We start from the raw sequence: 10,401 nt of genomic DNA, 5'->3' as shown, positions 1-10,401 counted from the left end.
AGGCCCGCAGCCGTCCCCACCAGAGAGTAGCCCACCACTTTGGGCAGGCCGGTGTGGCGTTGGGTGAGGTAGCCCGCCATGGCCGCCACGGCCAGCAAAAGCGACCATTGCACCGTGGGCAGCCCGGCCGAGGGGCGCAACCATTGCGCCCAGAAGCTCAGGATTTCATTCATTTTTTGGGGACCTCTGCGTCAGACGGGACTTGCCCGGTGTGTGGAGAGTCTGGTCCGCATGGCCTCCAGAGAGAGGGTGCGGGCCCGACGGAGCCTGAATTTACATGCAGACACAAGGGCGCCCTGTAGGACAGGGGCGGCGCTTGTTTCTGCCGACCGCGACCGCTTACGCGGCCTTGCGGCGTTCAGGCATGAAGAAGCTCAAGGGCGCTGTGCGCAAGCGCGCACGGATGGCTGCGTAGATGTGCGAGCGGTCAACACCACTCACGTTTTGCGCCCGCAACGCCAAGCTGAACGCCAGATAAAAACTGACCGTGACATTCAGCGCGCCCAACAACGGCAGTGAAGCCACTGCCCACCAAAAAGCAGGCAGGTGCAACACGCCCAGGCCCAGTGCAGCGCTTGCAGCGCCCACTTGGCCCGTGGACAGTGTGACATGGCGCACATCCAGGGCCAACCCGAAAAACCCTGCAAACGCGGGGACCAGCCCCAGCATGAAACCCAAGGAGATATTGGCAGCAAGGCCCGAGAGATTGGCGCGCAGGAAGCCCGCCCAGCGCGCCGCCCGGTCTGCGCCCAACACGCGGGTGATGCGTGGGTTGTAATGCATGGCCGAATCCAGCCGGTTCAGCACAAACCAGTTTTCCGTCCAGCCCGCAATGATGCTCGACGCAAACAGCAGCACCCCCGTGAAGGCCGCGAAGAACAGCGAAGGCCCCAAAAGGTGCAGGGACTCGAACACATGCTCGGCCTGTTGTTCGCTGAGTGCGTGACTGCCCTTGGCCAGGGCAATCAGTGCGGCCAGGCCCAGCACCGCGGGGAACACCACCAGCACATTGCCCAACACGGCAGCCACTTGCGACCGCACCAGGTGCGTGATTTCATCCACAAACGACGCAATGGCGTTGCTGGCACCCAGCTCCTTGAGCTTGGCCGCCATGGCAGGCGCCGTCATGGCAGGCTGTTTGGTCGCCACCGTCAGGTGCAGCAGCTGGATCAGCACAAAGGTGACGGCATAGTTCACGCCCGCCCAGAACCCGCCCCAAAACGCGGACAGCGCCAGCGCATAGAGCCCAAACTTGGCGAGGGTGGTAAAGGCCATCACGGCCCCGCCCCCCGCCGCCTTTTGGAACATGGACCGGTATTCGGCGCCCGTGCGGGTGATGTAGTGCTCGCCAGTCTCCGCACTGCGTTCGGCAACCTTGGCAGCCAGCAGCGAGGAGTTGGACGCGAGCAGCGACCGCAGGCTGCGCCGGTCTTGCCCCACCATCACCAGATGGGCCATCAGGCGTGCGGCCGTTACTGCGGGCTTGGGCGACAGCAGGCAATCGAGCAGCTCGCGCACCCGCAGAATGCGTTCCCGCAATTGCCGCAGGCGAAACACCAAGCCTACCGAGATACCGTTGGACTCGAAATGGGTATACACGGTGGCCGCTGCCGCGCGGCAGGCCTCCAGCCGCTCGCGCAGGCGCTGGGCGGCGTCGTTGAGCCGGTCTGGCGTGCGCAGCGCGTGCACCACTTCCACGCGCAAGCCTTCCACATCGCGGATAAGGGCATGAAACGGCTGGGCGTCGCGCGCGGATTCGCTCATGCGCAGCCGAAGCTCGGGTGCAAAACCGGTAGAGAGAACCTGCCCTGCGCAGTAGGTGATGGCGTCGAGCAGCGCCTTGTGCCAGCGCGATGCGCCGAGGCCGTTCTCCGCCTCGTTGGGCGGTGGCGCCAGCAGGGCCACCAGCCGGTTGAGCTGGGTTTCATCCAGCGCTGTCAGCCACTGCGCATCGAACTCGCTGGGCAGGGCCAGCATGAAAAGTTCGGAAGCATCAATGGTTTCGGGGCTGCCGGGCAGCAACTTGGTGCGCAGGCGCTCGGCAAACTCGCTCACCAAAGCGGTGCGCGGCGCAAACCCGAAATCTGCCAGCAAGGTGGTGATATCCACGTGGTCCACCAACAGGGCCCACCACGCCTTCAGCCGAAGCTGGATGTCAGGACGGGCCTCGACCGCGTCCAGAAAAAGCTGAACCCGACCCACTGCGGCAGGCACAGAGTCGCGCTGGCCGCGCACCCAGTCCAGCAAGTGGATCAGCCACAGATGCCGGTGCGCCAACTCTGCCTGCGGGTCCAGCGCAGTCAGCAGGCTGGGCAGGTTGGTTGTCGTGCGTTTTTTCATCGCCGGGCCGCCCCAAGATGAAAAGTGACTCCATTGGGGAGGCGTAAGCAGCTATTCCTCAATGCAGCACCCGACCGCTCAATGGTTCGCGAGAAGGCCCATGGCTGACGGCTTCGAGCACAAACAGTGGCACGGACGTGCTGAAAATTTCGCCATCTTCCGCCACACAATGGAACGAGCCATGCATGGTGCCGCTGGAGGTGCGTAAGCGGCAGCCGCTGGTGTACTGAAAGGATTCACCGGGTTTGAGCAGGGGCTGCTGGCCCACCACCCCCAGGCCTTTGACCTCCTCGGTATGACCCCGAGAGTCGCTGATGATCCAGTGCCGGGAGATCAGCTGTGCGGGTGTGTCTCCGGCATTGGAAATGGTGATGGTGTAGGCGAAGCTGAACACCCCGGTGTCCGGCGCAGACTGCTCGGGCAGGTATTCGGGCAGCACTTCCACGTCAAACTGATACTTTGGCATGGGGCGAATGGTAACCGTGGAGATTCGCCAAAAGTGCGTGTTTTGGCGCTAAAACCCCAGACCTCTTGCGCTTTGCGACAATTGGAGGATGAGCAGCACATTCCAAATCGCCCCCTCCATCCTCTCCGCCGATTTTGCCCGCCTGGGCGAAGAAGTGCGCAATGTCGTTGCCGCTGGCGCAGACTGGATTCATTTTGACGTGATGGACAACCATTACGTACCCAACCTCACCTTCGGCCCAATGGTCTGCCAGGCCCTCAAGCCACATGCCAAAACAGCGGCAGGCGCGGCAGTGCCGATTGATGTGCACCTGATGATCGAACCGGTGGACGCGCTGGCCGCCGCTTTTGCCGAAGCAGGAGCCGACTACATCAGCTTTCACCCCGATGCTTCGGGCCACGTGCACCGCAGCGTTCAGGCGATTCGGTCCAAAGGCGTCAAGGCCGGTCTGGTGTTCAATCCCGCTGCACCGCTTGATGTGCTGGACTGGGTGATCGACGATCTGGACCTGATCCTCATCATGAGCGTGAACCCTGGGTTTGGTGGCCAGAGCTTCATCGATTCCGCTCTGCGCAAGATCGAGGCCGTGCGCAAACGCATCGAAGCCAGTGGCAAGGACATCCGGCTGGAGGTGGACGGCGGCATCAAAACCGACAACATCCGCCGCGTTGCGGATGCCGGTGCCGATACCTTTGTGGCGGGCAGCGCCATTTTTGGCAAGCCTGACTACAAAAGCGTCATTGACGCTATGCGCGTACAACTCGGCTGAGAAAGATCAAGCTCTCGGGACTGCGCTCCCGAAGAGCCTTCCCTCCATATTTAAGGACGTTGGGTTGGTGCTGGTGCGGGCACGATCGTGGTGGTGGTCGATTCGCGCAAAACGCCACCGCCCGACACCGAACCGCTGACGGGGGTTTCTACGCGGCGCATGCATTCCGTTTGTTCAGCCGCGGTCGCGAAGGCCGCGCAGCGCTGTGTGGCATTGCCGCTGGCGGCTGTGCCCGGGTTGCTTAAGTCGCCCTTGCGCGAGGCATCCAGCGCGTTGTTGGCCTCACGCAGGCAGGTTGCCACGCTGTCCTGGGTGTTGTTGGTCATGCATTTTTCGCGTTCCTGCTCATAGCGCGCACGCGCGTCAGGCGGCGTGGTCTGCGCAGTGGCGGCGGCGGAAGCCACCAGCAGGGCGGCGGTGAGGGCGGGGGCGAGAAAAGAAGGGCGTGTCATCGTAAAAGTTCCTTGCGGCAATCGCTTGTGGGATGACCGGAGCGTAGACCCGCACGCGGCATTGCGCTGTGGGACAGGGCCGACCGTGCCCGTGCGCGGGGAGGCTGTCAGCCCAGGCGCTGGAAGGTCAGCGCGAACGCGACGCCATCGGCGGTATTGCGTGCATTGATGGTGCCGCCCATCTTGGCCATATAGGTCTTGGCCACAAACAGGCCCTGGCCGCGGTGTTGGCTGTCGCCTTGGGGCGCAGGCAGATTGGGGTCCGAGACCCCCAGCTCAAAAATGCGACCCAGCAGATCCTCGGCAATGGTGGAACCCTGGTTGCGCAGCGTGGCGCTGGCGGTGGATTCAGACGCCGCTAACGTCAACACAATGGGCGACCCCGTGGGGCGGTATCGGTCGGCGTTGCGCAAGATGTGGGTGACCACATCTTCGAGCGCAAATTCGTCCGCGCGCACGATGACCGGGCCCGCGCCGCCTTCATAAACCACGTTGTCGATGCCCGCAAAGTGGGCGTTGCCCGCCACGTGCCGCAAGAAGGCGTCCAGGTCCAGACGCCCTTGTGCTACATCGGCCGCCTGCAGCGCTTCCGCTGGGGAGGCCGTGCCATACAGCACATGCACGGCTTGCTGCATGCGCTGCACATAGCGATGCCCGGGGTCGTCCGCGCCACCATGCAACACCATGAGCGATTGCAGGGGCGACATGATCTCGTGCCCCACCGCGTGCCACATGTCGCGCTCCTGCTGGGCGCGCAATTGCTCGCGCTGCAGATCGTCCTTCACACGTTGCAGCAGGTCGGCCAGGCCCCCGGCCAAAATGCCCAGTTCGTCCGACCCCCGCAAATCAGACACCTCCAAGTCGCCCAGCCGCGGGCCGATGTGGCCCTCCTGCACGTTGTACGACACCGCAGCCGCTCGTCGGGTCAGCGCCGTGACGCGGCGTATCAGCCCGATCTCCACCACCAGCCAAGCCAGGGCAATAGCGGCCAGCATGGCGCCCAGGTACCACGACATGCGGGTCGCCACTGCGGCCAGCCCCTCTTCCACGCCGCGCAGGTTTCCAGTGAAGGTGATGGCGTAGTTGCCCGTGGACGTGTCCAGAATGTCGAGGCCCGCAGGCACTTCCTTGGCCTGGGCATCGGCTGCAGCGCCTGGCGTGTCCAATGGCAACCAACTGATCAGGCGAATCAGCCAGGGTGCGGACGGCCCCGCCTGCACGTCTGCGCCCTTGAGGGTGATGGCTTCACTGTCGCTGGCCCCCAGCTTGCGGATCTGCACACGCTCGCCCGGCAGCAGCGTGCGCGCCACGTCTGCCAAAGACGCTGCGGGCTGCGCGCCGGGGGTGTTGCTGTCAAACAAGGGGGACGTGGCGCCGGGCGCCAGCATCTCCACCCGCAAGCGCATGGCGCCCAGGTCTTCGGGGGGCCACACCAGGGGCTGTTTTTGAAACAGTGCTTCGCGGAACAACTCCACTGGCAGCCGTATGGAATAGAACGTGCGGCGCTGGCAGTCGGGGGGTGACCCGGCCAGATCGCGGCACTGGCCGTTTTGCCACAACCAGCCCCGAAAATCGCGCACAGGCCGCGCGCGAGCATCCAGGGTGTCGGTACCGTTGTCCACAAACCCAGTCAATCGGCCCCGGGTGCTGACGGTGCCCTGCGGTGCCAAGGCTTCAAAGGGGGCCACCCAACGGCTGGTGCTGCCGCGCATGTCGAGCGAAATGCGGGCTCGGTGCACGCTGTCCAGTGCCAGCACGCCACGCTCGCGGGCGATCAGCTCGCCCGCGTAGAAGCTGCCCACCAGGTAGATGAACCCCCCGGCATAGGGGTTGTTGCCAATCGCTGCGCAAACCGATGCACCATTGGGATACTGCACCGAGCACCCAGCCATCTCTACCGCTTGTTGCGCCTTGTTCTGGTCGTCAAAGTCAATGGCGGAGTAGGGCAGCAGCAAGGGTGCCAGCGGTGTGGCGCCTTGGCTGCGATAGGCCGCATTGAGCAGCGCGAGCTGGCCGGACGGGTGCCGCAGCCGTGCCATGACCTCGGACTGGCTGCGCTCAAAGCCACGCTGATAGCTTTGCCAGGCACGTTCTTTTTCTTCCTTGAGCAGCACCACGCTGAGTGCCAGCGTGGCGAGTGCCAGCAGCACAAACACGCTGCGCACCAGAATGCGCAGCCGAAACGCGGGCAGCCCCAGGCGAGGCATGTCCAGTGCCGGACGGAGCAAGCGCTTCATGGGCGTTTGTTTCCGACAGCGCCGCCCACCCAGCGAAAACCGCGCATCGGCACGTTTTCGATGCCCTCAAACTGCGGATCCACCTCCCGCAGCGCTTCGCGGATGGTGCTGACGTGCTTGCGCACGTTGTCGCGGTTGCGGCCGCTTTTGACCACCTCGAACAGTTCCTCGTACGACACCACTTCACCGCTGCGCTGGTGCAATGTGGCCAAAATGCGCTGGGCTGTAAGTGGCAAATTGATGCGCTCGCCGCGCCAGGTGGGGGTGCGCTGCCACAGCGGGTCGAGCACCAGCGCGTCGCCCGCTGGGGCCAGGGCGGGTGTGGCGGGCGCCTGGGCTTGTGTGGTGCGCAAGATGTCCAGAAACGTCTCGATGAAGTCAGCCTCTTCAAACGTCGTTTTCTGCAGGTAGTCCCAGGCGTCCAGCGCTTTCATGATGCTGCGGTAAATCGCCGCTGGCATGGCTGAAACGACCAGCACCGGCGTACCCTGGCGCAGCTTGTTGATGGCGTTGATGAGCGCCACCCCCGCATGGCGTTCGCGGCCCAGTTCAATGTCGAGCACCACGGCGTCGTAGTGCTCGCGCGCCAGGGCGGCCTCGGCCTCGTCGCGGGTGAACCATTGGTCAATCACGATGCCGCTGCGCGCACTGCGTATCCATCCGGCCAGCTGGTTGCTGGTGGGCAGGTCGTCTTCGATCACGGCAATGCGGGTCATGGGGCTCTTCCAAGGATGTGGTGCGGATTATCCCGGGCACCCGTTGCAGACGGTGTGAGTTTTTCTTCCGGGGCCGGAGTGTTTGCCGGGGTGGTGTGAGGGCTTTGGACTGCGTGCTGCGTTGTTGCTTCCGGGGGGAATCCGAACAATCGGTCCTCAATGAGACACCCGTCTGAGGTAGCTCAGATACCGACAACAAGACCACCGACACCCGAAGAGAGAGAACACCATGAAAGCCACCTGGAACCGCATCGTGCAGACCCTGAAGGGCCGCCCATCAACCCCTCTGTCTGCCGAGGGCAACCCCGAGTCTGCTCAAGCCGCTGCCGCGCTGCCCAGCGAGGCTTATCGAGAAGCAGATGGACCAAGCGACACCCGCGGCCAGCCCCTTGACTGGGCCTATCTGCTGCCCACGGCCCGCACGGTGCGCATTCTGGCGATGGGCGCTGTGTTGGTGGCGGCCGGATCCATGGTTTACCGCAATCCTCCGGTGCAGCATCTGGCACAAGGCGATTTGGGCGTGCGCCTGAATCAGTTCACGGGCGCAGTGAGCCTGTGGCGCGATGGCAGTGTGTGGGTCGTGCCTGGCCTGCACACCGTGCGTGTCTTTTCACTGCGCGACCAGAGCTACCGCCCCGAAGCCATGCGCCAAGCCACCGGCAGCGCCCCGTTGCAGTCGGTAGAAGGCTTGTCGCTGGGGCTCGATTTGAGCGTGCGGTATGCCCTCGACCCTGCATCGCCTGCCGTGCGCGCAGGCAACCTGCCTGACAACGTGGACGCCGACATCGTGGAGCCCGCGGTGCAAGGGCTGGTCTACAAGGTATTTGCCCGCTACACGGTGCGTGAAATCTTCTCGTCCAAACGCGCCGAGATTGCCCAGATCATTGAGACCGAGCTGCGCGCACGCCTGGCGGCCGATGGTGTGACGCTGCGCAGCCTCCAGATTGGCAAGGTGGACCTGCCCGCCGAGTACCGCCGGGGCATGGACGGCCTGTTGGCCGAAGAGCTGGCATCCGAAAAGATGCGCTACACGCTAGAGCTGAAAGACAAGCGTGTGAAAGAAACCGAACTGGACGCCAATGCCGACAAGGTACGCCGCGAAGTGGCCGCCGAAGCCGCTGCCCGCGAGCAGGTGATTGCAGCCCGCGCGCAAGAAGAAGCCATGAAGCATGTGCTGCCCTTCAAACAGCGGCAGATCGAGCAGCGCCAACTGGAGGCTGAGGCTGAGAAGGTGTCGCGCATCAAGGCCGCCGAAGGCAGCGCCCAAGCCCGCCGCATCGAGGCCAGCGGCGAGGCCGACGCCCGCCAGAAGCTGGCCGAAGCCGAGGCCTACCGCATGGACCGCATTGGCAAGGTGAACGCCGAGCAAATGGCCCGCGAAGGTGCACTGGTCACGAAACACCCGTTGCTGATCCAGAAAACGCTGGCCGACAAGCTCTCCGACAAGATCCAGGTCATCATCGCGCCGCCGCCCACGAACGGTGACTTCATTGGTGCGGCGTTGCTGGGCGGCAGCCGCCATGCCCAGGCCGGTGAGGCGCAGGCTTCAGCAGGTGCAGACGACGCTTCCATCACCAACGCCGCGGAGCAATGAGCATGAAGCGCACCACCTGCCTCACCCTTGTTGCTGCGATTGCCAGTGCTGCGGTCACGGTGGCTTCTGCCGCCGTACCGCCCGACCCAGTCAACGTCCTGAACCGCTCCCTGGGGAGCGCCGTCGTGGTGCAAGACCAGGCCAGCCTGCGCTCCGCCCCGCGCGACTCCGCCCAACAGCAATCGAGCCTGTGGCAAGGCGAGGTGCTGGAGGTGCGGGGGGAACGTCTGGACTACCTTCAGGTGTGGGACCACAAACGTGAGCGCGGCGGTTTCATCCGTGCCACAGATGTGCGCCGTGTGGCACTGACCGAGACCGAGGCCCCCGCATTGCTGTCGGTGCTGCGCTTTGTGCGTGACACGCCAGGTGCCGAGGCACTGGGCATTGGCCTCACGGCGGCGTACCTGCAGGCGGCGCCCGCCAAAGCCCTGGCAGGCGATGAAGGCGCTCAGGCTTTTGACGTGCTGGGCACTGCGGCCGACCGGTTGGCGCGGCGAGCGTCCGCCGCAGCGCCGGGCAAGACCTCGGGGGTTGCGCTGTCTGCGCATCTGGACGTCGCCAATGGCTATGGGGTGCGGTTCACCACCTACGAGGTTGAGGGTCGCATGCAGGTCTGCTACGACGGTGAAGCGTTTCGCCGGGTGCTGGCCATGCCGGTTGCCGATGCCGAACAGCGCGCACGTGCAGCCCTGGCGCTGACGCGCCCCGAATGCATCAACCCCGACCTGCCTGCCCACGAACGCGCCAAAGTGCAAGAGTGGCAAGCCCAGGTGCTGGATCGCGTGGAGGTGTCCGGCCTGCCGTCGTACCTGCGCAACCGTGTGCAGATGCGCCGGGCCAGCGTGTGGAGCGGCATGGCGTTTCAGCAGGCCCGAAAAAGTGCGGGTGATCCGGCGGTGGCGGCCACGGCTGCCCGGGCGCTGACGGAGTTTGCGGGTGTCAGCAAAGCCGATCTTCCCGACGAGGACCAACCCGCCTACAACGACGCCGCCATGCGCGTCAGCGCGGTGCGCTGGGCGTTGGTTCCGGCCGCACAAGCTAACGCAGCCAGCGGAGCCCGCCCCGCGCTGATCACGGAGCCGGGCGCCCCAGGCGAGACCTGTGTGCTGCTGGTGGATGCTCGGAACGGCGCCAACGCGCCCCTGCTGCGCCGCTGCACCTATGGCGTGGTGTGGACTGCGTCCGCCAGTGTCAACCGAGAAGGCACGGCCGTGGCGCTGGCGGTGCAGCCGCTGGAAGGCTGGCGCGAGCTGTGGGTGTTGCGCAAGACCGCCGGGGGGTGGTTGGCAGACGTATTGCCCCCCGCTGCCACGACCCCAGAAACCGGCGTGGCCGAATGGGCGGGCTGGGTGCCGGGCGGCCAGCAGATGCTGGTGACGCGCGAGGCGCGGGGCCAGGGGCGTTATCGCAGGAGCTTTGAGATCGTGCGCCTTGAAGGCTTGACCACTGAGCGTGTGACGGGCGATGTGGCTGCGTTGCCACTGTTCCAGCGGTGGCAGGACCCTGCGTGGAAGCGGCAGACTTTGAGCTTGCGCTGATCGCACACAACGAACTGATGACAGCGAAGTTGCTGTCGGTTGCTGGCGAGTCGATGGAGCGCTCCCGCAGCTGCGGAAAGCCCGCGATCAGTGCAGCACCGTCAGTCAGCACCATGGTGGCGCTCGATTCTGCGTTGTCGGGTCTCAACGACCACAGTGGCGTGGGGCAGGCGTTGCAAGGGTCGATGCGCGCATTGAACTTGAGCACACCATCCTGACGACCGCGCAGAAATTTGCGCTTGACCGTGCATGTTGAATGGCCGCACTGGCTGCGCCATCTTGAAGACGA

At 64.7% G+C, this 10,401-nt stretch carries 9 protein-coding genes and 1 pseudogene; 4 read left to right on the top strand and 6 right to left on the bottom strand.

Features of this window, described 5'->3' with window-relative positions:
* From ACK41V_RS14580 to apaG, 3 genes and pseudogenes are all read right to left on the bottom strand, one after another.
* Positions 1-173, bottom strand: a pseudogene (locus ACK41V_RS14580) (sodium:proton exchanger); the annotation flags it as partial.
* 166 nt (positions 174-339) lie between these two features.
* The gene (locus ACK41V_RS14575) at positions 340-2,340 is read right to left on the bottom strand and encodes a site-specific recombinase (protein ID WP_409783318.1); all 2,001 of its coding nucleotides are present in this window, start codon (positions 2,338-2,340) and stop codon (positions 340-342) included.
* 58 nt (positions 2,341-2,398) lie between these two features.
* On the bottom strand, positions 2,399-2,806 hold the full coding sequence (gene apaG / locus ACK41V_RS14570) for a Co2+/Mg2+ efflux protein ApaG (protein ID WP_409783317.1): 408 nt from the start codon (positions 2,804-2,806) through the stop codon (positions 2,399-2,401).
* An 88-nt stretch (positions 2,807-2,894) separates the two neighbouring features.
* On the opposite strand from apaG, the gene rpe reads away from it, so the two are divergent.
* Positions 2,895-3,575: a ribulose-phosphate 3-epimerase gene (rpe, locus tag ACK41V_RS14565; RefSeq protein WP_409783316.1), complete on the top strand. Its 681-nt coding sequence runs from the start codon at positions 2,895-2,897 to the stop codon at positions 3,573-3,575.
* A gap of 50 nt (positions 3,576-3,625) precedes the next feature.
* Here rpe and ACK41V_RS14560 read toward each other — a convergent pair whose 3' ends face one another.
* The 3 genes from ACK41V_RS14560 to ACK41V_RS14550 all read right to left on the bottom strand — a co-directional run bounded on the left by ACK41V_RS14560 (position 3,626) and on the right by ACK41V_RS14550 (position 6,980).
* On the bottom strand, positions 3,626-4,027 hold the full coding sequence (locus ACK41V_RS14560; protein ID WP_409783315.1) for a hypothetical protein: 402 nt from the start codon (positions 4,025-4,027) through the stop codon (positions 3,626-3,628).
* Between the two features lie 107 nt (positions 4,028-4,134).
* Positions 4,135-6,264: a sensor histidine kinase gene (locus tag ACK41V_RS14555; protein WP_409783314.1), complete on the bottom strand. Its 2,130-nt coding sequence runs from the start codon at positions 6,262-6,264 to the stop codon at positions 4,135-4,137.
* The gene (locus ACK41V_RS14550) at positions 6,261-6,980 is read right to left on the bottom strand and encodes a response regulator transcription factor (RefSeq protein ID WP_409783313.1); all 720 of its coding nucleotides are present in this window, start codon (positions 6,978-6,980) and stop codon (positions 6,261-6,263) included. Before ACK41V_RS14550 ends, ACK41V_RS14555 begins: the two co-directional genes overlap by 4 nt.
* 229 nt (positions 6,981-7,209) lie before the next feature.
* On the opposite strand from ACK41V_RS14550, the gene ACK41V_RS14545 reads away from it, so the two are divergent.
* The 3 genes from ACK41V_RS14545 to ACK41V_RS14535 are packed head-to-tail and all read left to right on the top strand — an operon-like array spanning position 7,210 to position 10,330.
* A complete protein-coding gene (locus ACK41V_RS14545) occupies positions 7,210-8,574 on the top strand; it encodes an SPFH domain-containing protein (protein ID WP_409783312.1) in 1,365 nt (454 codons plus the stop codon).
* Positions 8,575-8,576: 2 nt separating this feature from the next.
* Positions 8,577-10,112, top strand: coding sequence for a hypothetical protein (locus tag ACK41V_RS14540; RefSeq protein ID WP_409783311.1), 1,536 nt, complete (start codon positions 8,577-8,579; stop codon positions 10,110-10,112).
* A 17-nt stretch (positions 10,113-10,129) separates the two neighbouring features.
* Positions 10,130-10,330, top strand: coding sequence for a hypothetical protein (locus ACK41V_RS14535; RefSeq protein ID WP_409783310.1), 201 nt, complete (start codon positions 10,130-10,132; stop codon positions 10,328-10,330).
* Positions 10,331-10,401: the final 71 nt, after the last annotated feature.

It is taken from the genome of Acidovorax sp. (assembly GCF_046291265.1).
In the GTDB taxonomy this organism is placed as follows: domain Bacteria; phylum Pseudomonadota; class Gammaproteobacteria; order Burkholderiales; family Burkholderiaceae_C; genus Acidovorax.
The sequence above is the reverse complement of the archived record's forward strand: the minus strand, read 5'-3'. Positions and strand labels throughout refer to the sequence as shown.